This window comes from Roseibium sp. MMSF_3412, assembly GCF_030733265.1.
GTDB lineage: Bacteria > Pseudomonadota > Alphaproteobacteria > Rhizobiales > Stappiaceae > Roseibium.
Genome location: NZ_JASHJI010000001.1, coordinates 93198 through 117544, shown reverse-complemented (window position 1 = coordinate 117544; position 24347 = coordinate 93198). Strand labels below are relative to the sequence as shown.

General features: G+C 59.9%; 17 protein-coding genes. 16 read left to right on the top strand and 1 reads right to left on the bottom strand.

Annotated elements, in window-relative coordinates; translation table 11 throughout:
• Positions 1–113: 113 nt before the first annotated feature.
• Positions 114–1400, bottom strand: coding sequence for an urea ABC transporter substrate-binding protein (gene urtA / locus RBB49_RS00525; RefSeq protein WP_306140685.1), 1287 nt, complete (start codon positions 1398–1400; stop codon positions 114–116).
• Between the two features lie 279 nt (positions 1401–1679).
• Here urtA and RBB49_RS00520 point away from each other — a divergent pair, with 279 nt between their 5' ends.
• The 16 genes from RBB49_RS00520 (at position 1680) to RBB49_RS00445 (ending at position 24335) form a co-directional block, all read left to right on the top strand.
• Entirely contained in the window at positions 1680–5069 is a 3390-nt protein-coding gene (locus tag RBB49_RS00520; protein ID WP_306140684.1) for an ATP-binding protein, read from the top strand.
• The gene (locus RBB49_RS00515) at positions 5059–5973 is read left to right on the top strand and encodes a DNA-binding response regulator (RefSeq protein ID WP_306140683.1); all 915 of its coding nucleotides are present in this window, start codon (positions 5059–5061) and stop codon (positions 5971–5973) included. Before RBB49_RS00520 ends, RBB49_RS00515 begins: the two co-directional genes overlap by 11 nt.
• A gap of 344 nt (positions 5974–6317) precedes the next feature.
• Positions 6318–7220 carry a metal ABC transporter substrate-binding protein gene (locus RBB49_RS00510; RefSeq protein ID WP_306140681.1) on the top strand — a complete coding sequence of 301 codons (903 nt, stop codon included), beginning with the start codon at positions 6318–6320 and terminating at the stop codon, positions 7218–7220.
• A 95-nt stretch (positions 7221–7315) separates the two neighbouring features.
• Positions 7316–8188: a manganese/iron ABC transporter ATP-binding protein gene (locus RBB49_RS00505; RefSeq protein WP_306141337.1), complete on the top strand. Its 873-nt coding sequence runs from the start codon at positions 7316–7318 to the stop codon at positions 8186–8188.
• Entirely contained in the window at positions 8188–9081 is an 894-nt protein-coding gene (locus tag RBB49_RS00500; RefSeq protein ID WP_306140680.1) for a metal ABC transporter permease, read from the top strand. The genes RBB49_RS00505 and RBB49_RS00500 overlap by 1 nt, the downstream gene beginning before the upstream one ends.
• A complete protein-coding gene (locus RBB49_RS00495) occupies positions 9081–9947 on the top strand; it encodes a metal ABC transporter permease (RefSeq protein WP_306140679.1) in 867 nt (288 codons plus the stop codon). Before RBB49_RS00500 ends, RBB49_RS00495 begins: the two co-directional genes overlap by 1 nt.
• A 356-nt stretch (positions 9948–10303) precedes the next feature.
• The gene (locus RBB49_RS00490; protein ID WP_306140678.1) at positions 10304–12961 is read left to right on the top strand and encodes a CHASE3 domain-containing protein; all 2658 of its coding nucleotides are present in this window, start codon (positions 10304–10306) and stop codon (positions 12959–12961) included.
• A gap of 382 nt (positions 12962–13343) precedes the next feature.
• A complete protein-coding gene (locus RBB49_RS00485) occupies positions 13344–14600 on the top strand; it encodes an ABC transporter substrate-binding protein (protein ID WP_306140677.1) in 1257 nt (418 codons plus the stop codon).
• A gap of 81 nt (positions 14601–14681) precedes the next feature.
• Entirely contained in the window at positions 14682–15833 is a 1152-nt protein-coding gene (locus RBB49_RS00480) for an iron-containing alcohol dehydrogenase (protein ID WP_306140676.1), read from the top strand.
• Entirely contained in the window at positions 15833–17263 is a 1431-nt protein-coding gene (locus tag RBB49_RS00475) for an aldehyde dehydrogenase family protein (RefSeq protein ID WP_306140675.1), read from the top strand. Before RBB49_RS00480 ends, RBB49_RS00475 begins: the two co-directional genes overlap by 1 nt.
• Before the next feature lie 149 nt (positions 17264–17412).
• Positions 17413–18246 (top strand): helix-turn-helix domain-containing protein, encoded by an 834-nt coding sequence (locus tag RBB49_RS00470; RefSeq protein ID WP_306140674.1) that lies wholly within the window; start codon positions 17413–17415, stop codon positions 18244–18246.
• Positions 18247–18447: 201 nt separating this feature from the next.
• Entirely contained in the window at positions 18448–19461 is a 1014-nt protein-coding gene (locus RBB49_RS00465) for a branched-chain amino acid ABC transporter permease (RefSeq protein ID WP_306140673.1), read from the top strand.
• Between the two features lie 3 nt (positions 19462–19464).
• Positions 19465–20532, top strand: coding sequence for a branched-chain amino acid ABC transporter permease (locus tag RBB49_RS00460; RefSeq protein ID WP_306140672.1), 1068 nt, complete (start codon positions 19465–19467; stop codon positions 20530–20532).
• A gap of 5 nt (positions 20533–20537) precedes the next feature.
• Positions 20538–21344: an ABC transporter ATP-binding protein gene (locus RBB49_RS00455; protein ID WP_306141336.1), complete on the top strand. Its 807-nt coding sequence runs from the start codon at positions 20538–20540 to the stop codon at positions 21342–21344.
• Positions 21337–23505 (top strand): ABC transporter permease, encoded by a 2169-nt coding sequence (locus RBB49_RS00450; RefSeq protein ID WP_306140671.1) that lies wholly within the window; start codon positions 21337–21339, stop codon positions 23503–23505. Before RBB49_RS00455 ends, RBB49_RS00450 begins: the two co-directional genes overlap by 8 nt.
• Complete coding sequence (locus RBB49_RS00445) at positions 23502–24335, top strand: phosphoenolpyruvate hydrolase family protein (RefSeq protein WP_306141335.1); 834 nt, start codon at positions 23502–23504, stop codon at positions 24333–24335. The genes RBB49_RS00450 and RBB49_RS00445 overlap by 4 nt, the downstream gene beginning before the upstream one ends.
• Positions 24336–24347 lie beyond the last annotated feature (12 nt).

Below are 24347 nucleotides of genomic sequence, written 5' to 3'. Positions count from 1 at the left end.
AGGCAATTTGAAAGTCTCTCCCTCGACCCGGAACCGGCAGTGTCATCGGAGCGGGAACGGGGGAATACAAAGGTCGGAGCGGGCCGTTGCGGCCCGCTCCGCTGGTTCCTCCCTTAGGACCCGGAACCGCCGCACTTGCCGGTGGCGGTGTTGAAGTTGCCGCAGGAAAGCGGCGCACGCCAATCCGAGATCAGATCCTTGGAGCCTTCCAGGTAGTCGGACCAGGCATCGCCAACGACGGTGCCGGAGGTTTCCCAGACGGTTTCAAACTGACCGTCGTCCTGGATCTCGCCGATCAGAACCGGCTTGGTGATGTGGTGGTTCGGCATCATGGCCGAGTAACCGCCTGTCAGGTTCGGCACGGAGACACCGACGATTGCGTCGATCACCGCATCCGGATCGGTCGTGCCGGCTTTCTCGACAGCTTCGACCCACATGTTGAAGCCGATGAAGTGGGCTTCCATCGGATCGTTGGTCACGCGGTCCTCATCGCCGATGAAGGCGTGCCATGCGTCGATGAACTCGGCGTTGATGTCGGTGTCCGCGGACTGGAAGTAGTTCCAGGCAGCCAGGTGGCCGACAAGCGGGCCGGTGTCGAGGCCGGCGAGTTCTTCTTCACCAACGGAGAAGGCAACGACCGGAATGTCTTCGGCCTTGATGCCGGCATTTGCCAGTTCCTTGTAGAAGGGAACGTTGGCGTCGCCGTTGATCGTGGAGACCACGGCGGTTTTCTTGCCGCCCGAACCAAACGTCTTGATGTCCGAAACGATCGTCTGCCAGTCGGAGTGACCGAACGGCGTGTAGTTGATCATGATGTCTTCTTCAGCGACACCCTTGGACTTCAGATAGGCTTCGAGGATCTTGTTGGTCGTGCGCGGATAGACATAGTCGGTACCGGCCAGAACCCAGCGCTCAACACCTTCTTCGTTCATCAGGTAGTCAACGGCCGGAATGGCCTGCTGGTTCGGAGCAGCGCCGGTGTAGAACACGTTGCGCTGGGACTCTTCACCTTCGTACTGAACCGGGTAGAAGAGAAGCGAGTTCAGTTCTTCGAAAACCGGCAGCACGGACTTGCGCGAAACGGAGGTCCAGCAGCCGAAAACGGCGTCGACGCCGTTCACTTCGATCAACTCGCGCGCCTTTTCGGCAAACAGCGGCCAGTCGGAGGCCGGATCGACGACAACAGCTTCGAGCTTCTTGCCCAGAAGACCGCCTTTCTTGTTCTGCTCCTCGATGAGCATCAGCATGGCGTCTTTGAGTGTGGTTTCGGAGATCGCCATCGTGCCGGACAGCGAATGCAGGATGCCGACCTTGATCGTGTCGTCGTCAGCGGCTGCGCCACCAATCATGGTGGAGGCCATCAGGCCGGCCAGGGCGAATTTGGTGAATGTCTTTTTCATGTAAGTCCCCTTAATGCGATGCACCGGTTCCCTGCCGGCGCAGGACGGCTGGAAGGATTGCCGCCATCGGGGAGGGATCGTGCGCCGGAACCGTTGCGCCGCAACATACGTCAATTGACGTAAGCCGCTTCCGGCCGATCCGGCATGGCCGGCGGCCGGTCGGCATGAAATGTGCTGTGTAAGTCGCCTTGGACTGAAAACAGGGAAAGTTGGGGCAATGCAGGCGCTGTTCTGCCGAAAAAATAGGCATATGGCCAAAAGCAGGGCAGGGAAGGCACTTTGACGGCCCGCCAGCGCATATTGCCCATTCGCCGACAGTACAACAAATGGGTCAACAACCAGACGCTTGAGGATTACGCCCTGCGCTTCACGGCAAAGGGCGCGCGCCGGTTTTCCTCACGCGCCATTTCACAGACAGCGATCGGCGCGATTTCGTTTCTGGCGCTGGAAGCCATCGGCGGTGCGATCACGCTGTCGCACGGGACGGCGAACGCATTCGTCGCAATTCTGGTGGGAAGCCTGGTTCTTCTCATCGTCGGCTTGCCGATCAGCCGCTATGCCATGCGCTACGGTGTCGATATCGACCTTCTGACCCGCGGCGCGGGCTTCGGCTATATCGGATCGACCATAACGTCGCTGATCTATGCCAGTTTCACCTTCATTCTGTTCGCCATTGAAGCCTCGATCATGTCGAGCGCGCTCGAGTTTGCATTCGGGGTGCCTCTCTGGCTGGGGTACATCATCAGTGCCGTCGCGGTGATTCCACTGGTGACGCACGGCATTACCTGGATCAGCCGGTTCCAGCTTGCAACGCAGCCGTTCTGGATCGTGCTGAACATTCTGCCCTTCGTCTTCATCGCCTTCACGGACTGGCAGTCCGTCGGGCAATGGCTGACATTTTCAGGCATCGATCCGGCGACCCAGGCTCCCAGAACGGAGCCGGGAGGATGGGAAAGCGTCAACCTGATCAGCTTCGGCGCGGCAACCGCCGTCATCCTTGCCCTGATGGCGCAGATCGGCGAGCAGGTCGATTTCCTGCGGTTTCTGCCGGCGGAGGATTTCGCGCGCCGGCGGCACAGGCTTGCGCTTTTCCTCGCGGGGCCGGGCTGGGTGGTGCTCGGCGCGCCGAAGATGATCGCCGGCTCCTTCCTTGCCGTCCTGGTGCTGTCGCATGGCGTGCCCGTGGAGCACGCCGACGAGCCATCGCGCATGTACACCGTTGCCTTCGGTTACATGATCCCCAACGAGACCGTGGTGCTGTTGCTGATGGCTGCCTTTGTGGTTGTTGCCCAGCTCAAGATCAATGTCATGAACGCCTATGCCGGGTCGCTTGCCTGGTCGAATTTCTTTTCCAGGCTGACGCATTCGCATCCCGGGCGCGTGGTCTGGCTGGTGTTCAATGTCGGCATCGCCCTGCTCCTGATGGAACTCGGCATCTACAAGCTGCTTGAGGAAACACTCGGTATCTTTTCAATCATCGCGATGGCCTGGCTGTCGGCGATATCCGCGGACCTCTTCATCAACAAGCCGCTTGGCTTGTCGCCACCCGGTATCGAGTTCAAGCGGGCGCACCTTTACGACATCAATCCCGTCGGCACCGGTGCAATGCTGCTGGCGGCGGGGCTGTCCCTTGCGGCGCATTTCGGTCAGTTCGGTGAGGTCCCTGCTGCGCTCGCCACTTTCCTGGCAATGGCGATTGCCTTTGTGGCAGCGCCATTGATCGCCTATGCAACGAAGGGAAAATACTATCTGGCGCGCAAGCCGCGCGCGAGCTGGCAGGGTAAAACGAGCATTGCCTGTTCGATTTGCGAAAACCCGTTCGAGCCGGAAGACATGGCCTATTGCCCGGCCTATCAGGCGCCGATCTGTTCCCTGTGCTGTTCGCTGGACGCGAGGTGTCACGATTCCTGCAAACCCAATGCCCGCGTTGCGCATCAGGTCGGCAGCGTCGCCTCCCTGGTGCTGCCGGAAACCGTGATCGAATACCTGAATTCGCGTCTGGGCCGCTACGCCATGGCGTCCGCCGTCTCTATCACCGGCATAGGCCTCGTCCTGTGGGTGATTTATGCCCAGGCTGTCAGCCGGTTTGGAGACCCGACCGGCATCATTGCCCAGACGATCACCCTGATTTTCTTCGTGTTCACCATTGTTGCGGGGATTGCCTGCTGGTTCCTTGTACTTGCCCATGACACGCGCCGGGTCGCAGAAGAAGAATCCGCGCGCCAGAACGCGCTCCTGCAAAAGGAAATCGATGCACACGGCGTTACCGACGCCGCACTGCAAAAGGCCAAGGAAGATGCCGAGGCGGCGAACCTCGCCAAAAGCCGGTATGTTGTCGGCCTCAGCCATGAACTCAGGACACCGCTGAATGCCGTTCTTGGCTATGCACAGGTGCTGGAACGGGATGACAGTGTGCCGACTGCCCGCAAGCCGGCCGTCAGCACGATCCGCCGCAGCGCCGAGCATCTCTCCGGACTGATCGACGGGCTGCTGGACATATCGCGCATCGAGGCGGGACGTCTGCAAATCTACTCCAACGAAATCAACATTCACGACTTCCTCGACCAGATCGTCGACATGTTTCAAATGCAGGCGAGCGCAAAGGGCCTGGGGTTTGAGTTCAAGGCCGCCCCCAACTTGCCGGTCTTCGTCAGAACAGACGAAAAGCGCCTGCGGCAGATCCTTGTCAATCTTCTGTCCAACGCCATCAAGTTCACCGAGACCGGAAAAGTCTCGCTCGCTGTCGGCTACCGCTCACAGGTTGCCAGCTTTGTCATCAAGGACACCGGACCGGGTATCGAACTCAACGAGCAGACAAAGATCTTCGAACCGTTCGGCCGCAGCAAAACACCCGCGAGCCGGTCAGCCCCCGGACTTGGCCTCGGTTTGACCATCACCAAACTCTTGACGGAAACCATGGGCGGGGCCATCGCGCTTTCAAGTGAGCCGGGGGAGGGGGCGGCCTTTGAAGTCCGGCTTATGCTGGCTGCGGTCGACCGGCCCGTCGATATCGTTCGTCTCGAGCATCAGGTGAGGGGCTACAAGGGCGCACGCAGAACCATTGCCGTCATAGACGACAATCCCGACCATCGCGCACTGGTGAACGAGATCCTGAAGCCGATCGGGTTTACGGTTCTGGAGGCCGGAAACGGCTCCGAATGCCTGTCGACACTGGCCAATCTGGCGCCGGATCTTTACCTCGTCGACATCTTGATGCCGGGCATGAACGGCTGGGAACTGGCGGACGCTCTGCGCGAAAAAGATGATCACACACCGATCGTCATGTTGTCGGCAAACATCGGCGACCAGTCCCTTCGACCCGACGGCCCGTCGCGTCACGATGCGACACTGGCCAAACCGTTCGATATCGGCCAGCTCCTGGACCTCTTGCAGAAACATCTGGGTCTGACCTGGACGGAAACCGTTCAGCCGGACGAACCGGAACCGGCGAAAACGGCGCGGCTGCGCTCACCCGGTGCAAAGCATGTCGCGGATCTGATCTCGCTTGCGGAAATCGGATATGTGGAGGGCATCGAGGCTAAGCTTGCCGAGCTTGCGGACACGCCCGAAAACAAACCCCTTGTCGAAACGCTTCATGGTCATCTCAACCGGTTTGATTTTGACGCCTATAACGACGTTTTGAGCGAACTGGAAACCAATGACGGATGACCGCCGCGATACCGTCCTTGTGGTGGACGACAGCCCGGAGACGCTGGGTTTTGTGACCGAGGCGCTGAAAAGGACCGACGTTGCCGTCCTGGTTGCGACCAGCGGGGAGGCGGCGCTGGCAATTTGTGACAAGGTGACGCCCGACACGATTTTGATGGATGCGGTGATGCCGGGCCTCGACGGCTTCGAGACCTGCGGGAAAATCAAGGACAACCCGGCCCTGAAGCATGTTCCCGTGATCTTCATGACGGGGCTGTCGGAAACCGAGCACATCGTCAAGGCGCTGGAATCAGGCGGCGTCGATTTCCTGACCAAGCCGATCGATGTCGACGAACTGAAGGCGCGCATCAAGGTTCACCTCAAGAATGCACGTTCGGTGCAGAGCGCCCACGTGGCATTGGACGCTGCCGGGCGCCATCTCGTTGCGGTCAATGCCGCCGGCGCAATCCTCTGGTCAACGCCGCAGATCCGGTCCCTCCTGGCGCAGGCCGGAGATGCCGAGGCACGCCTTGCAAAACTCGGCAAGTCGCTTGGGGAATGGCTTGCAGCCTCCGAACCGTCCGGCGCATACCACAAGAGTTTCATGCTTGAACTGTCCGATACTCTCGCCGTCCAGCTGCATCCGCTCGGCCGGGTCGGACCGGACGAGAACCTCTTTCGCGTGACCGCCGAAGACGAAGCCGGCCAGATCAGGGCGCTGCAGGAAAGGTTCGAGCTGACACAACGCGAAGCCGAGGTGCTGATCTGGATTGCCAAGGGCAAGTCCAACAAGGACATCGGCGAGATCCTCGGGCTCTCACCCCGCACGGTCAACAAGCATCTGGAGCAGATCTTCGTCAAACTCGGCGTGGAGAACAGGGCATCTGCCGCCGTCCGCGCAGCTGAAGTGATCTACGCCCTCTAAGCGCGGCCTTGCTTCCTATTCTATCCTCAGGCTTTCCATTTTCCAGCCCGGCGCTAGGGGACGGACTCAAAAATGAAGCCATTTTGCCGTCCTTCGGATTTGGCCGTTTTGGCAATCTGCTGCGTCGCGAAAGGCTTGAAAATGAACCACATTTCCTGCGCTTTCGCTCCTCACAGTTGGTCAAAACGATCCAAACCAAATTGACTTCATTTATGGGTCCGTAACCCAGGTTCCGTCTGTCGATGCCTTTTTATTGAGAATAATTCGCAACTGGCTTGACAGTTGCAAATGATTTGCAATATCAATTGCAGAAGACGAAACGAAATCCCTGTTTGGAGTCCGAAATGCTCAAGAGGTCAATCCTCGCCGTGCCGGTGACCGCGCTTGCCCTGATGTTGTCGCCGGTGGCGCAGGCGGCAGACAAGATGAAGGTGGCAACCACCTTCACCGTGATTGCCGATATCGCCAGCAACGTGGCAGGCGAGGCCGCCGAGGTCGTGTCGATCACAAAGCCGGGCGCTGAAATCCACGGCTACCAGCCAACGCCACAGGACATCGTGCGGGCGTCGGATGCCGACCTGATCCTCTGGAACGGCATGAACCTGGAACTCTGGTTCGAGCAGTTCCTGTCCAATCTCGGTGATATTCCTTCCGCGACGCTGACCGATGGCATTGATCCGATCGCCATCAGGTCCGGGGCTTACGAGGGCAAGCCAAACCCGCATGCCTGGATGGGTCTCGACAACGCGCTGGTCTATATCGACAACATCGTTGCCGCCTTCTCTGCCCAGGACCCGGAAAACGCCGCGACTTACGAGAAGAATGCGGAAGTCTACAAGGACAAGCTGCGGGCGACCATCGAACCGCTGCGCGAGGCGGTGGCTGAAATTCCCGAAGCGCAGCGCTGGCTGGTTACCTGTGAAGGCGCATTCAGCTATCTCGCCAGGGATTTCGGCATGAAGGAACTTTATCTCTGGCCGATGAATGCCGATCAGGTCGGCACCCCGCAGCAGGTGAGATCCGTGATCGACGGTGTCAGGGAAAACGAGATCCCGGTTGTCTTCTGTGAAAGCACGGTAAACACAGCGCCGGCGAAGCAGGTCGCGCGGGAAACAGGTGCAAGCTACGGCGGCGAGCTCTATGTGGATTCCCTGAGCGAGGCCGGTGGCAAGGTCCCGACCTATCTCGATCTCCTGAAGGTGACCGCAACCACCGTCGCCGAAGGATTGAAGTCGGCGGCGAACTGATCGCTGCCGGGCGGGCGGCCGCCGCCCGATTGTTATGTTGTAAAGAGTACTCTTTAATGGGGTGACCCGTGCTGCAAATCGTCAAGGACCCCGAAATGGACGCGACCGTGTCAACGGACGCCGGTGGACTTTCCGCAAAAGATGTGACCGTTACGTATCGTAACGGTCATACGGCGTTGTGGAATGCCAGCTTCTCAATACCCAAAGGCACGGTCACGGCTCTGGTCGGTGTGAACGGGGCAGGCAAATCGACGCTCTTCAAGGCCATCATGGGGTTCGTCCCCGCCGCGCAGGGCGAGATCCGTATTCTCGATCTCCCGGTGCGCGACGCGCTGAAACGGAACCTGGTTGCCTACGTCCCGCAGTCAGAGGAAGTCGACTGGTCCTTTCCGGTGCTGGTCGAGGACGTCGTGATGATGGGCCGCTATGGCCACATGGGGTTCTTGCGCCGGCCGAAGCCGGCCGATCACGCCGCTGTCGACCAGGCGCTCCAACGGGTCAACATGCAGGACTATCGCCACCGCCAGATCGGCGAATTGTCCGGCGGCCAGCGCAAGCGCGTCTTTCTGGCCCGTGCATTGGCACAGGACGGCCAGGTGATCCTTCTCGACGAGCCGTTTACGGGCGTGGACGTCAAGACCGAAGAGCAGATCGTCGCCCTTTTGAAGGAACTCCGGGACGAGGGGCGGGTGATGCTTGTTTCCACGCACAATCTCGGATCCGTTCCTGAATTCTGCGACCGCACGGTCCTGGTGAAGGGAACCGTGCTGGCCTATGGAGCGACGCAAACGACATTCACGCGCGAAAACCTGGAGCAGGCCTTCGGCGGCGTTTTGCGCCATTTCACGATTTCGGACGAAACGCTGCATACGGATGGCGATCAGCGCAAGGTGACGATCCTGACCGACGACGAGCGCCCGTTCGTGCAATATGGCGACGAAGTCCAGACCACGGACGGAAGGCAGTAATGGCGATCCTGCTGGAGCCTTTCTCTTACAACTACATGGTCAATGCCATGTGGGTTTCAGCGCTGGTCGGCGGCGTCTGCGCCTTTCTGTCCGCCTATCTGATGCTGAAAGGCTGGTCTCTCATCGGCGATGCTCTGTCGCATTCGGTGGTGCCGGGTGTCGCCGGGGCCTACGTTCTCGGTCTGCCGTTTTCTCTGGGTGCGTTTCTCGCAGGCGGGCTGGCAGCAGGGGCCATGCTGTTCCTTTCAGAGCGTTCCGGATTGAAAGCGGATGTGATCATCGGGTTGATCTTCACGTCCTTTTTCGGCCTCGGTCTGTTCATTGTGTCCGTGAACCCGATGTCGGTGTCGATCCAGACAATCACGATGGGCAACATTCTGGCGATCACGCCGGAAGACACCCTCCAGCTGGCGATCATCGGTTTTGTCTCGCTGGCGGTTTTGCTGGCGAAGTGGAAAGACCTGATGGTGACGTTCTTCGACGAGAACCACGCCCGCTCCATTGGCCTGAAACCCGGTCTTCTGAAGGCCGTCTTTTTTGTGCTGCTGTCCGCGTCGGTCGTTGCCGCGATGCAGACCGTGGGTGCGTTTCTGGTGATCGCCATGGTGGTGACGCCCGGTGCCACCGCCTATCTTCTGTGTGATCGCTTCCCGCGCCTGATCGCGCTCTCCGTTGCGATCGGGGCGCTGACGAGCTTTATCGGTGCATATGTCAGCTACTTTCTGGATGGGGCGACCGGCGGCATCATCGTGACACTGCAGACGCTCATCTTTCTGATCGTCTTCCTGTTCGCGCCCAAGCACGGCCTGCTGGCTGCACGGCGCAAGGCTGCCGCTGCCTTGCGTGAGGGCGGGCCTGACACAGTTACGGCAAAGAGCGGGGAGGCCGGCTGATGGATCTCGAGGCGCTTTCGTTGCCGTTCCGCTTTCCCTTCATGCAGAACGCCTTCCTGATCTGCATCATCGTCTCGGTGCCGACTGCGCTGCTATCCTGTTTTCTGGTCATGAGGGGCTGGGCCCTGATGGGCGATGCGGTGAGCCATGCCATCCTGCCCGGTATCGTCGTTGCCTATATCTTCGGTATTCCGCTTCTGATCGGTGCGTTTGCCGCCGGTATGATGTGTGCGCTTGCAACCGGGTATCTGGCGGGCAACAGCCGGGTAAAGCAGGACACGGTGATGGGCGTGGTATTCTCGGGCATGTTCGGCCTTGGTATCGTGCTTTACGTGGCCATCGAAACCGACGCGCATCTCGATCACATCCTTTTCGGCAACATGCTCGGCGTCGGAACAGCGGATCTCGCCACGGCCGGGATCATCGCGCTCGTGGTGGGCGCAGCGCTCGTTCTGAAATGGAAGGACCTCGTCCTGCACAGCTTCGATGCGGCCCAGGCGAAGGCGTCCGGTCTGCCGGTCAACCTGCTGCACTACGGGCTTCTGGCGGCGCTTTCGCTCACCATCGTGGCCACCCTTTCGGCGGCAGGCCTTATCCTCGCCATCGGCCTTTTGATCGCGCCTGGGGCAATTGCCTTCCTGATGGTGAGGACCTTCGGCGCCATGCTTTGGGTGTCTGTTCTTGTCTGCATGTCGTCCATGCTTGCAGGCACCTACGCCAGTTTCTTTCTCGACAGCGCGCCTGCACCGACCATCATTTTGATCCTGACCCTGGTGTTCGTCGCCGCCTTCGTGCGGCGGCTCGTGCTGACGCGAGCCGCGTCCGTGAGACGGACAGTGTCGCAGGACGATGGCGCCGTTTCATAAGACAAATAGCCTGGACATAGCCCCTTGGGAGATATTCTAAGGGAATTTGCGTATTTTTTTGTTTGCAAAATAAATCCTGGAACAGGCTGCCGGTCCAATTTTCAATTAAGTACATGTGATAATTGTCTAATTTGAAGTTTCGCTCCTCCGCGATCGCAAGTAATCGCTCCCACCCCCTTAGATGGTACGTGTTAAATCTGACGGGTTCACGTCCTGCGATAGTTGGGTTGTGTATGGCTCCTCAACCTCCGATGGATTTATTTTCACGTGCTAAATTTAGGGTTTACTTGGCGTTAAATTATGGCGCGCAGATTTGCCGGAGTGTGTTAGCGCCGTGCGCGAATCGGAGACAGACCATGCGCCTCAAGAATATCAAGACAAGATCGAAAGTCTTCATCGGCTTTGCCTTTCCAATCGCGCTTCTGGTTGTTTTGAGCGCGACTGTCTACTGGTCGATCGGGCAAATTGTTCGCACGGACAAATGGGTGCAGCACACCCACAATGTGCTTTCCGACGCTTCCGGGATCGTATCGTCGGCGGTCAACATGGAAACGGGCATGCGCGGTTACCTGCTTGCCGGCAAGGACGAGTTTCTTGATCCATACAGGCAGGGCGAGGCAAATACTTACAGCGAGCTCGAGAAGCTTCAGAACACCGTCAGCGACAATCCGGCCCAGGTGGAGCGGCTGGCCGAAGCCGTGGCCATACTTCAAAATTGGCAGGCGAACGTTACGGAGCCGACGATCGAACTGCGCCGCACGATCGGTGATGCAAAAACCATGAACGACATGGCCAAACTCGTTGGTGAAGCGCGCGGCAAGACGTATTTTGATGGTTTTCGCGAGAAAATCGCCACTTTCATCGCGCGTGAGGAAGAGCTTCTGAAACAGCGGCGCAAGGACTTCACGGCGGCAAAGGAGCGCGTCGGTGAGGCCAAGGGCGAGTTGATTGCCGCAATGGATTGGGTCGAGCACACCAACAAGGTGCTGGCCTCAAGCGCCAACATCGTCGGTCATGCGGTCGACATGGAAACCGGAATGCGTGGTTTTCTGATCGGTGGAGAAGACGAGTTTCTTGAGCCCTACACGGGCGGGCAGAATGCGCTCTTTCCCGAGATTGACGCCCTGAAAGAGACCGTGAGCGACAATCCGCCCCAGGTCGAGCGGCTTCAGACAGCGGAAAACCAGATGACCGAATGGCTCATCCGCGTTGCGGAGCCGGTCATAGGGATGCGCCGCCATGTGACTGCCGGGGTGCGGCCAATGACGGATGTGATCGAAAAAGTCCAGCAAAAGGAGGGCAAGGCCTTCTTCGACGCCTTCCGCAAAACCATGGCAGAGTTTGAGGAGATCGAACGGGCTCTGATCCAGGAACGCTATGCAGCAGCAACTGCGGCGCGCGAGGCCAGCGAGGCCGCGCTCAAGCAGATGGAGCAGAACGAAGCCTGGGTTTCGCACACCTACAAGGTGATCGGTCAGGCGAACCAGATTTTGGCCTATGCGGTTGATATGGAAACCGGCATGCGCGGATATCTGTTGGCAGGCAAGGAGGAATTCTTGGGGCCGTACAACAATGGCGCCAAGAAGTTCTACGCATCCGTTGCCGATTTGCAGCAAACGGTCAGCGACAACCCGGCACAGGTTAAACTCCTGGGTGAAATCGATACGACGCTGAAAGACTGGCAGGCCGACGTGACCGAGCCGACAATTGCTCTCCGGCGCGAAATCGGAAATGCAAAAACGATGGACGACATGGCCGATCTTGTCGGTCAGGCGCAGGGCAAACAGTATTTCGATGCGTTTCGTGAAGTGATGGCAACCTTCCAGGCCGAGGAGCGCACCCTCATGACGGCGCGTCTCGACACGAAGGAACAAACCGTCAGCACGACAAATACGATCGTTATCGCCTGCACGGTGTTTGCACTCCTGGTCAGCGGTTTGCTTGCCTGGATCATCGGATCGGGCATCGCAAATCCGCTCAACACAATGACCGCAGCCATGAAACGTCTGGCAGAAGGCGATACGACGACGGAGGTTCCGGGCGCAGAGCGCAAGGACGAGATCGGTGCCATGGCAGGCGCGGTCCAGGTGTTCAAGGACAACGCGATCGAGAAAGAGCGCCTGGAAGAAGAACAGAAAGAAGCCGAGTTGCGCGCGGCCGAAGAAAAACGGCAGGCGCAGATACAAATGGCGGACGATCTGGAGGATGCCGTGAAGGCCGTCGTTCAGTCGATCGCGGGTGCGGCCGTTCAGATGCGCGACACCGCTCAGAACATGACGCAGATTTCCGATGACGCCAGCCACAAATCGACCTCGGTCGCCGGGGCGACGGAAGAGGCATCGGCCAACGTGCAGACTGTTGCCGCGGCTTCAGAAGAAATGTCCAGCTCGATCGCGGAAATCAGCCGTCAGGTCGACACGGCGCTCGATGTGGCCTCGAACGCGGAGACAACCAGCAGCGGCGCCACCGAAACCATGAAGGCGCTCGCCGACATGGCGCAAAACGTCGGCACGGTCGTCAGCATGATCAACGACATCGCAGAACAGACCAACCTTCTTGCGCTCAACGCGACCATCGAGGCCGCGAGAGCAGGTGAGGCGGGCAAAGGCTTTGCCGTTGTCGCTTCCGAGGTCAAATCGCTGGCGAGCCAGACCGCCAAGGCGACAAGCGACATTGAAGAACAGGTCAACGCAATGCAGGCGGCGACCAATACTTCCGTTCAGTCGATTGATGAGATCCGGGCCGTGATCACCCAGATTTCCGAGACGTCCGCGTCAATCGCTTCGGCGATACAGCAGCAGAACTCGTCGACACAGGAGATCTCGCGCAACGCGCAGGAGGCAGCTGTCGGAACCCAGGACGTTGCCAACAACATCTCCGTTGTCCAGATGTCGGTTGAGAAAACAGGTTCAGCTGCAAGCGAAGTCCTGACGGCGGCCGAACAATTGTCGACACAGGCCGAGGACCTTGATCACAAGATCGATGACTTCCTCAGCCGGCTACGCGCGGCCTGACCCGTTTTCATCGTCAACTTGGCCGGAAGAAACATGGCGGCTCTCGATCCATCGGGAGCCGTCGGTCTTTGAGATCTGCATCAATACTTCACGTCTGCTTGTGCGTTGGAAGTCCGCTTAACCTGACCGGGACATGCTCAAAATGCCGCGGGGTGCCATTGCGCGGGTCCGCCGTTGACTGGAAACAAGCAAGTTCCGGGAGGTGATTAAAGCCCCAAAAACAGACTGTGCGTTATATCACCCGTACTCTCCGAGATAGTTGGAAACTCCTGCCTGACGCATGCTAGGCGCATTGCCGTAGACGCAATTGGCGGTCGCAATTGACACCAGTTCCGGCCTCGCATGCGATCAAAAGCGGCTCAGTATTCGTTGGGAGGAACGGATGAAGAAGCATCTCCTGGCCGCTGTCTCCGCGGCTGCATTTCTTTCAACCGGCGCAGCTTTTGCGGCGGATGGTCCCTTGAAGGTTGGCGTCCTTGCGACGCTTGAAGGCACTTATACGGTTCTCGGCGAGGACGGTGTTCGCGGTCTCAAGACGGCAATGGCCGTGCGCGGCCCAAAGGCGGGTGGCCGTGACATCGAGCTGATCATTCAGTCGACGGACGCATCGCCGGACAGCGCCGTGCGCGGCGCGCGCAAACTGGTCGAACAGGACAAGGTCGATCTCGTGATCGGTCCGCTCTCCGGTTCCGAAGGCATCGCGATCCGGGATTATTCGAAAACCCAGCCTCAGGTCACGTTCCTGAACGGCATCTCCGGTGCGCAGGAAACCACCTACGTGACGCCGTCCGACAATTTCTTCCGTTTCAACACGGACGGGGCGCAGTGGTCCGCGGGTCTTGGCGACTATGTCTTCAATGAAAAGGGCTGGGAAACCGTCGCGACGATCGGCGAGGACTATTCCTTCATCTACACGCAGGTCTTCGGTTTTGCGCTGGAATACTGCCAGGCCGGTGGCGAGATCACCGAACGTTTCTGGGTTCCGCTCGGAACGAAGGATTTCGGCTCGATCATTGCATCGCTTCCCGATGACGTGGATGCGATCTATCTCGGTCTCGGCGGCGGCGATGCGGTCAACTTCCTGAACCAGTACCAGCAGGCTGGCGGTGACGCCAACCTGATCGGCGGTTCCATCATGGTGGATGGCACGGTCCTGAACTCCAAGGGCGACGCCAAGAACGCGCTTATCGGAACGCCGTCCGCCGGACCGCAGGCCGACACCTGGGATGACGCGAACTGGAAGACCTATGTGAAGGCCTATCAGGATGCGTTCCCGCCGGATCAGCGGTTCCCGAGCCCGTCGCTTCTGGCAACCGGGTACTACAACGCGACAACCGCGGCGATGACCTGCCTCGATGAAGTCGGTGGCGATCTGTCCGACGGACAAGCAAAATTCCGCAGTTGCCTCGCCAACCTGGAACTCGATGCCCCGAACGGCAAGATCACGCTTGACGGCAACCGTCAGGCCGTCGGCGCGAACTTCGTGTCCGAGGTCGCCGAGCAGGAAGACGGTACGCTTGTGACCAAGCTGGTTGCGATCAAGGAAAACGTGCCGCAGACCCTTGGCATCGATCCTGAAGTCTTTGCAAAGATCGGCCTCCCAAGCCGTGAGACGCCTGAGTGCAAGTCGTCTTACTGACCGCAAAGCACCGGGCGGCACATGCCGCCCGGTCCCTCTACCGGGCCGCCGCATCCAGCAGCTTCTTGTCGAGATCTGGCAATGACTCTCATTACCTACGTTACGCGAGTTCATTTTGCCGATGGCGTTTTGGAAGAAGCGCTGTGGTCGGAAGTGGAAGTCAATCGCAAGACCCGGCCCCTGATCGTCACCGACGAAGCGCATCTCAAGAGCGAACTATACGAACGGCTTCTCGCGGGACTGCCGGTGCGAACCTCGGTCGAGGTGGTCAGCGACGTGCCGGATATCCCGAACGAAGGTGCCGCCCGGCATATTGCCGAAATTTTTGATCGAACCGACCGCGACCTCCTGATCGCATTCGGACGCAACACCGCGATCGATCTCGCCAAGATTTCGAGAATTTCGATTGCGCACAAGGAGCCGCTTGAAACCTTTTCCTATGCGACGGGCGGATCCCGGCGGATCGGCAACAACCTGCCGGACCTCTACGCCGTTCCGGGCATCCAGGGGTTCGGTTCCGCTGTCAGCGCCCATGCGCCGGTCGTCCTGCAGGACGGTGAGCGGACGCGTCTGATGTGCAAGAAACTTGTTCCGGCCGTGACGATCTGCGATCCGACGCTGACACTGGGCGCAACGCCGGTCGAAAGTGCCAGTGCCGGCGCCGATGCGCTCGGGCGCTGTGTCGAAGCCTATCTTTCCCCGGGCTACAATCCGCCGGCCGACGGGATTGCGCTCGACGGGCTCGGACGCGTGATTGCCAACCTGCACAAGGTGCTGGAGAACGACAGTGTCACGGCGCGCCGCGAGTTGATGGCGGCCAGCCTGAACGGCGCACTTGCGCTTCAGAAAGGCCTGGGAGCCATCCACGCCATCGGCTGCGCGCTGGAGACCGTCGTCGACCGCCGCCTTGACCCGGGGGCCTTGAGCCGTTTGCTGCTGCCTTCTGTTCTGCAGTTCAACGCCGGTGCTGCGCGTGAGAAGTTCAACACGCTGCAAAAGCTTTTCGACCCGGCGGGCGAGCAAGGCCCTGCGCAGTCCGTAACGGAGTTTCTGCACGATCTTCCGCTGCCTGAGAGCCTCAACGACATGGGCATCGGCGAGGAGGAGCTTCGAACCGCCGCCGACCTTGCCGCATCCGACCTTGCCGCCGTTCGCAGCCCGCGCGCGCTGTCCAGTTCAAGCCTCTATTCGATCATGAAATCGGTGCATTTGGAAAGAACCCGGGTGGCCTGATGAAACCTTTGCTGATCAACGGGGAATGGGTGGCGACTGCCAGCGCCGCGGAAAACCGGAATCCGTCAGACCTTTCCGACGTGATCGATCTTTACGCACATGCCGGTGTTTCCGAGACGCAGGCGGCCATCGAGGCGGCGGCCGCAGCAGCGCCCGGTTGGGCCGGTACGTCGCCTCAGCAACGATTTGATGTTCTCAACGCGGCCGCAGACGAACTGGCTGCCCGGAAACAGGAAATCGGCACGTTGCTGTCCCGCGAGGAGGGCAAAACGCTGCGCGAAGGTCTCCTCGAAGCGGACCGGGCCGCGAATATTTTCAGGTTCTTTGCCGGAGAGTGTGTGCGACAGACCGGCGACCTCCTACCCTCCGTCCGATCTGGGATAGACGTCGAGGTTACGCGCGAACCGCTCGGTGTCGTCGGGATCATAACGCCGTGGAATTTTCCGATCGCGATCCCTGCCTGGAAAATAGCCCCGGCGCTTTGCTACGGCAACGCGGTCGTTTTCAAACCCGCTGAACTGGTTCCAGGCTGTGCCTGGGTTCTTGCTGACATCTTGCAAAGAGCCGGTGTTCCGGGCGGGGTTTTCAATCTGGTGACGGGAAAAGGTTCCCTGGTCGGCCAGACGATGCTCGATGATCCCCGGATCGACGGGATCACCTTCACCGGATCGCAGACCGTAGGTCACAGGGTTGCGGACGCCTGTTTGAAACGGCTGCGCAAGGTTCAGCTTGAGATGGGGGGCAAGAACCCGCTCGTCGTCCTGAACGACGCGGATCTGGATCAGGCGGTTGAAGTTGCGGTGGACGGAGCCTTTTTCGCAACCGGTCAAAGATGCACGGCCTCGTCGCGCCTGATCGTGACTGAGGAAATTTGCGGCCGCTTCGTTGAGAAACTGGTCGATCGCTGCAAGGCGCTCGTGGTCGGCAATGCGCTGAGCGAGGGAACCGAGATCGGACCGGTCGCCAGCGCCGACCAGCTTGAGACGGACCTGAAATATATCGGGATCGGACGCGCCCAGGGCGGCAACCTGCGCTGTGGCGGCGAGCGCCTGCGCCGCGACACCGACGGATACTACCTGCAGCCGGCGCTTTTCACCGACACCACCAACGACATGCGTATCAATACCGAAGAGGTGTTCGGTCCGGTGGCCTCGGTCATTCGCGTGAAAGATTACGACGAGGCACTGTCGGTCGCCAATGAGACCGAGTTCGGCCTGTGTTCGGGCATCTGCACGACCAGCCTCAAACATGCCAGCCACTTTCGCAAGAATTCCAGGGCAGGGATGGTGATGGTCAATCTGCCGACCGCCGGTGTCGACTATCATGTTCCCTTCGGCGGCAGGAACGGCTCAAGCTTCGGTCCGCGGGAGCAGGGCCGGTATGCGGCGGAATTTTTCACGACAGTCAAGACCGGGTACATTCGCGCCTGAATACTGCGCCGCAGCATGAATTTCAGTCTGATTTCGTAACTCTGAGTCTCTTTGTGAGGCAGTTTGTCTTGCAAATCGGTATTTTTGCGAGGTTTACTTCAGGAAATAAAAAAATAAACGATCGCGATAATCCTCGGGAGGAGGGGACTATGAGCGAAGCCATATCCGTTCACCACGGTGAATTCGGCCGCGCGGCTCTATATAAGCTGGATAAGCCTATCATTACCCATGCCCACAGAGAGGGGCACCTGATTTTTTATCTCGGCGGTGCCGAGGCGAAAGTCAGTGTTTCGGGAAAATGGGTCGCCGCAGACCGCAACACCGGCGTTGCCGTAAGTCCCTGGGAGCAGCACAGTTTTCATCTGAAAGAAAAGAATCCGGTCGAGGCCTGCATGTGCCTGGTGCTTTACATCAAGCCGATCTGGTTTCTGGAAAACAGCCAATCCGCTGAATTTGCACTGAATTTCGGCAGGTCATTCATCTCCATGACGCCGGACGTCTCCAACTGGGTGAAACGTCTGACATCCCTGTTGCTGGATGGCGGCAACGACCATCTGTTCGACGGCTATCTCTACCGAACGACGCTGCAGTGTTTCGAGCAGTCATGGCGCCATGCGGACCGCAATTCCGTTCTCAGCGACACCCGCCACAGGTTCACAGACTATCGTGTTCGCCGGTCCCTCCGCCTCATGCAGGAAAACTATACCGAGGAAGTCGAAGTCGAGTGGCTGGCGCGTGAAGTCGGTTTGTCCCGGCCGCATTTCTTCAAGCTTTTCAAGAAACAGATGGGAATTACGCCCAACCTTTACCTCAACACGTTGAGGGCGGAACAGGCGATTTCGGATCTGATGACCACCGACAAGTCGGTGACGGAAATCAGCTACGATCTCGGCTTTTCCTCGCAGGCGAGTTTCACCCGTTTCTTTTCCTCCAATGTCGGGATTCCGCCAAGCGATTATCGCCGCGTGGCGCACGTCACCTGAGTGGAGCGGTCCGTCGGCGCTGAACACCAATTATGCCGATGATGGGCCAACAGAGAAGACTATCGGGTACGTCGTTTCCGGTGCTTCGCACGTAGCCTTTTCCTGAGCCAACGACCTCAACGTCGAAAGAGCTTAGGGAGGACGTCGCGTGTTGCGGCAAAAACATTTCGGTCAACGCACCGCTGCCGGAGGGAGTTTCCGATGAGGGACTTCGCATCGAAACATCCGGTTTGGACAGTCATCATCCTGCTGGCGGTTGCCGTTTTCATATGGCTGATCTTTGCCGTCTGGCCGAAGGGGCTTGTCGACGTTATCGGGCGCAAGAAAGTCTTTCTGAACGCGGTCTTCAACGGCATCACGCTCGGCGGTCTCTATTTCCTTGTGGCGAGCGGCTTCACCCTGATCTTCGGCTTGATGCGCAACGTCAACCTGGCGCATGGTTCGCTGTATCTCCTTGGTGGCTATATCGGCTATTTCGTCGCCAGCTCGACCGGTTACTGGCTTCTGGCCTTCCCGGTTGCCTTCGTTCTTGTCGCTATCGTCGGCATTCTCATGCAGATCTTCATCTTCCGCAGGATGGAGGGTCAGGATCTCAGGCAAACGCTCGTCACGATCGGCATTTCCATCGTCATGGCGGACCTGATGCTCTGGGGCTTCGGAGGAGATTTCTACAATATTTCTCCGCCAAGTTGGCTGAGCGGACCGATGGAGACCCTGTTCGTGACGGGCGTGAAACGCTCTTCAGGAGAACTGATCTATCTGAAATACCCCGTGGTACGGGTTGTCATTTTCCTGGCGTCTGTCGTGATCGGGGTTGCCATGTGGCTGATCCTGAACCGGACCCAGATCGGCATGATGATCCGGGCCGGTGTCGATGACCGGGACATGCTGTCGGCGACAGGTGCGCGTATCCAGCTTGTCTTTGTCGGCGTGTTTGCGTTCGGAGCGGGCCTTGCTGGCATCGCCGGTGTCGTCGGCGGTACTTTCCAGTCCGTTGCGCCCGGAGAGGACATTCGCTTTCTGCTCGCCTCCCTCGTGGTCGTCATCGTCGGCGGTATGGGATCCATCACCGGTGCGGCGCTCGGTGCGCTCCTGATCGGCCTCGCGGAACAGTTCGGTTCCGTCTATTTCCCGACCTATGCGGTCGTCCTCACATTCCTGATCATGGTTCTGGTGCTGGCTTTCCGTCCTCAGGGCCTGATGGGAAGGTCTTGATCCATGGCGCTGGCTGAGAGCAATCCCGCACCCAAGATCCACGACGCGCGCGAGCGGGTGTGGTTCGAGCGCATTCCGGCGAGCTACTGGATCGTCTCGATCGCGCTTTTGATCATGCCGGCCTTCGCCAGCGAGTTCACGCTCTACCAGGTCTTCGGGTGGTCTTTCATCCTCGGCATGATCTCGCTCAGCCTCATGTTCCTCGGCGGTTATGGCGGCATGGTGAGCCTCGTCCAGATGTCGGTTGCAGGGCTGGCCGGATACATGGTTGCCATCTTCGGCGACAGCGCCATCACCGACATCAGCCTGGGCTGGCCCTGGTACATCGCCATTCCGCTGGCCCTCATTGTCGCGATGATTTTCGGCACGATCGTTGGATCGCTGGCGGTGCGGACGGAGGGGATCTACACGATCATGATCACCCTGGCCGTCGCCGCGGCGTTCTTCTATTTCACGCGCCAGAACTACGCCGTCTTCAACGGCTTCTCCGGTTTCAACGGGGTGTTGCCGCCCAACCTTTTCGGTGTGGACTGGCGCCAGAGCATTCCGTTCTACTACCTGACCCTGTTCTGGGCTGCGGTCGCCTATTTTACCGTTCTTTACATTTCCCGCGCGCCGTTCGGCCTCGCGCTTCAGGGCGTGCGTGACAATCCGCGCCGCATGGCCGCGCTCGGCTACAACGTCAATGCGCACCGGATCGCCGCCTATGCCTTCGCAGCCCTGATCGCCGGAACCGGCGGTATTCTGCTGACCTGGCAGTCGGCGCAGATCTCTCCGGGCACCGCAGGCATCGGTCCCGCAATCGATATCCTTGTGATCGCGGTGATCGGTGGCATGAGCCGTCCGATCGGTCCGTTTATCGGGGCGTTCATCTATGTGCTCCTCAAAACCTTCGCCATCGACATTCTTCTCTCGGTCGGGCTGAGCGGCGAGCGCTTTCAGCTTCTCATCGGTCTCGGCTTCCTTGCCATCGTGTTCTTCTCGCCCGACGGTCTGCTCGGCCTCTGGGACCGCTGGCAGGACTATCGAAAGCGCGATCCATTGCTGGATCGCGGGGAGGACAGGCTGTGACCCTTCTGGAAGCCGCCGGCACCTCCGTATCCGACCGCCTGAGCGTCACCGGCACGGCGAATGCACTGGAGCTGCGCGGGGTCAGCAAACTCTTCGGTGCATTGGCGGCGCTGAGCGATATCGACCTGATCGTCAAACCGGGCGAACGGCGCGCTGTGCTCGGCTCCAACGGCGCCGGGAAAACAACGCTTTTCAACTGCATCACGGGCGACTTCGCGCCGACAACCGGATCGATCCGGTTCTTCGGGGAAGAGGTGGCCGCGTTTCCGGCCCAGGAACGCATCCGGCGCGGGTTGCGCAGAACCTACCAGATCTCGCTGCTGTTCACCGGGCTGTCTGTTCTCGACAACGTTTATCTGGCCTGTTGCGGTGTGTCCCGCGGCCGGTTCTCGTTTGTCCGCCCGCGCCGCAACGATGCCCTGATGGCCAGCGCGGAAAACCTGGTTCATGTGGTGCATCTCGACGACGTGCGCGACACAAAGGTGTCCGACCTGTCCTACGGGCAGCAGCGCCAGCTGGAAATCGCGATGGCTCTGTCTGGTGCGCCGAGGTTCATCCTCTTCGACGAACCGGCCGCCGGTCTTTCCCCGACGGAGCGGCAGGAACTGATCGAGATCCTCACCGGCCTGCCGAGCCACATGGGCTACATCATCATCGAGCACGACATGGACGTCGCCCTGCGTGTCGCCGAATCCGTCACGATGATGCACAACGGGCGCATCTTCAAGGAAGGCAAACCGGCCGAAATCGAAGAGGATGAAGAGGTTCAGGCCCTCTATCTCGGTGGCGAGGAGGGGCTGGGCCATGGCTGAACGCACCGCCGCAGCGCTCGAGATCAAGGATCTCAATGTCTACTACGGCCAGTCCCATGCCCTGCAAGGGGTGAACCTTAAGCTGGATCACGGGGTCCTGTCTGTCGTTGGCCGCAACGGCATGGGCAAGACGACGACATGCAAGGCGATCATGGGTCTTGTTCCGGTCGCGTCGGGCACCATCAGTCTCTTTGGACAAACCCTCGCTGGGCTTGGCCCGGCCGAAATCGCGCGGCTCGGGATCGGCTACGTCCCTCAGGGGCGGCGCTTATGGCGGTCATTGACCGTCGACGAACACCTGCAACTGGTGTCGCGGCGTGGCGGGGCCTGGACACCGGAGCGGGTCTATTCCGTGTTCCCGAGACTTGCGGAGCGGCGCAGCAATGGCGGGGCGCAGCTGTCGGGCGGCGAGCAGCAGATGCTGGCCATCGGACGCGCCCTGCTGCTCAATCCCAAGCTCCTCGTCATGGACGAGCCGACTGAGGGCCTGGCGCCCGTGATCGTCAACCAGGTCGCCGAGATGCTGGTGCGGCTCGGCCAGGAGGGCGATATCGACGTTCTCGTGATCGAACAGAATATCGGCGTCGCCTGCGCGGTTGCCGACCAGGTCGCGATCATGGTCAATGGACGGATCAACAGGATCCTGCCCTCAAACCAGTTGGCGGCGGACAGGGACCTGCAGCAGGCCCTTCTCGGTGTCGGCCGTCATGCGCACGACGAGACACCGGCCCCGGCGCGCGAATCTGAACCGGATCATGCGGCGTCCTCCGCCCCCCATGTTCAACGGGTTTATCTTTCCAATCCCAAGACGCCGACACGCTGGTCCCGGCCGGTTCCGGTCCGCGTGATCGAAAACACCGCGCGCACAAGTACGGCCGTTGCCGCATCGGCTGCAACGCCCGTCACGCCGCTCTTTGCGCAGCGGACCGGAGGTGGTGCGACCGTCTATGTCGCCGGCACGCTCGACACCAAGGGCGAGGAGCTGCGCTACATAAGGGACATCCTGAAAGCGGAGGAACTGACGGTCCGGCTTGTCGACCTGTCGACGAGCGGCAAGCCGTCCGGCGCGGAAGTGCCGCCCCATGCGATCGCCGCCTTTCATCCCCGCGGTGCGAACGGTGTCTTCACCGGAGACCGGGGCACGGCCGTTGCCGGGATGACACTGGCATTCGAACGCTGGATGCAGGCACAGACCGATGTCGCCGGTGTCATATCGGCTGGAGGATCGGGCGGCACGGCGCTTGTCAGCCCGGCGATGCGCACCCTGCCGGTCGGTATTCCGAAGGTGATTGTCTCGACCGTTGCCAGCGGCAACGTGGAGCAATATGTCGGCCCGTCCGACATCATGATGCTCTATTCGGTGGCCGACGTTCAGGGTCTGAACTCGATCACGCGCGAGGTTCTCGGCAATGGGGCCGGTGCGCTTGCGGGTGCGGTCAAGGCGCGCGCGAAACGCAAGCCGGTCCGCAACGCCAAGCCCGCCGTCGGCTTCACCATGTTCGGTGTGACGACACCTTGCGTTCAACAGGTAACGGCGGCTCTGGAGGATGACTTCGATTGCCTGGTGTTCCACGCCACGGGCGTCGGCGGCAGGTCCATGGAAAAGCTCCTCGACAGCGGCATGCTGGCCGCCGTGGTCGACCTCACCACCACCGAAATCTGCGACATGGTGGCCGGAGGTGTCTTTGCGGCCAACGACGACAGGTTCGGTGCATCGATCCGCGCGGGGCTTCCTTACATCGGCGCATGCGGCGCGCTCGACATGGTCAATTTCAACGCGCCTGACACCGTTCCGGAACGCTATCGCGGCCGTCTTTTCTACGAGCACAATCCGCAAATCACGCTGATGCGGACCACGGTCGATGAAAACATCGAAATGGGTCGCTGGATCGGCAACCGCCTGAATGAAATGACCTCACCGGTCCGCTTCTTTCTGCCCGAGGGCGGCGTTTCGCTTCTGGACGCCCCCGGAATGGCTTTTCACGACCCGGCTGCTGACGAGGCGCTTTTCAGATCCCTCGAGGACACCGTGCGCCAGACCAGCGAACGCCGGCTGATCCGTGTTCCCCACAATATCAACGACCCGGAATTCGCCGAGCTGATCGTCGAAACCTTCCGCGGCTTTCATTCCAGCCGGCGCAGCCGTGCAGCAGGAGACTGACGATGTTCGAACGCAAGCAACTTGTTGAAAAGTACCGGGCGATGATTGCCCGGGGAGAACCGATTATCGGCGGCGGTGCCGGTACCGGTTTGTCCGCCAAGGGAGAGGAAGCCGGCGGTATCGACCTGATCGTCATCTACAATTCCGGCCGCTACCGGATGGCCGGGCGAGGCAGCCTCGCAGGCCTGATGCCCTATGGCGATGCCAACAGCGTCGTCATGGAAATGGCCGGTGAGGTCCTGCCTGTCGTGAAGAAGACGCCGGTGCTTGCGGGCGTCTGCGCCTCCGATCCGTTCCGGCTGATGGACAAGTTCCTGGATGAGGTCAAATCCGCCGGGTTTTCAGGCGTTCAGAACTTTCCGACCGTCGGACTGATCGATGGCAACTTCCGGGCCAACCTGGAAGAGACCGGCATGTCCTATCAGCTGGAAGTCGACATGATCGCAATGGCGCACCAGAAGGACATGCTCACGACGCCTTACGTCTTCTCGACGGAGGATGCGACCGCGATGGCAAGGGCAGGGGCCGATATCATCGTATGCCACCTCGGCCTGACCACCGGCGGCAGCATCGGTGCGGAAACCTCGCTGCAGCTTGCAGACTGTCCGGCGATCGTCGACGAATGGTCCGCGGCGGCGCTTGCAGTCAATCCCGACGCGATCGTCCTGGTACATGGCGGCCCGGTGGCGATGCCGGATGACGCCGAATTCGTCCTGAAGAACACGCGCAACTGTCACGGCTTCTACGGTGCCTCCTCCATGGAGCGCCTGCCGACCGAGGTCGCACTCGTCGAACAAACCAGAAAATTCAAGGAAATCCGCGGCTCTTGAGCCGGGGGGGAG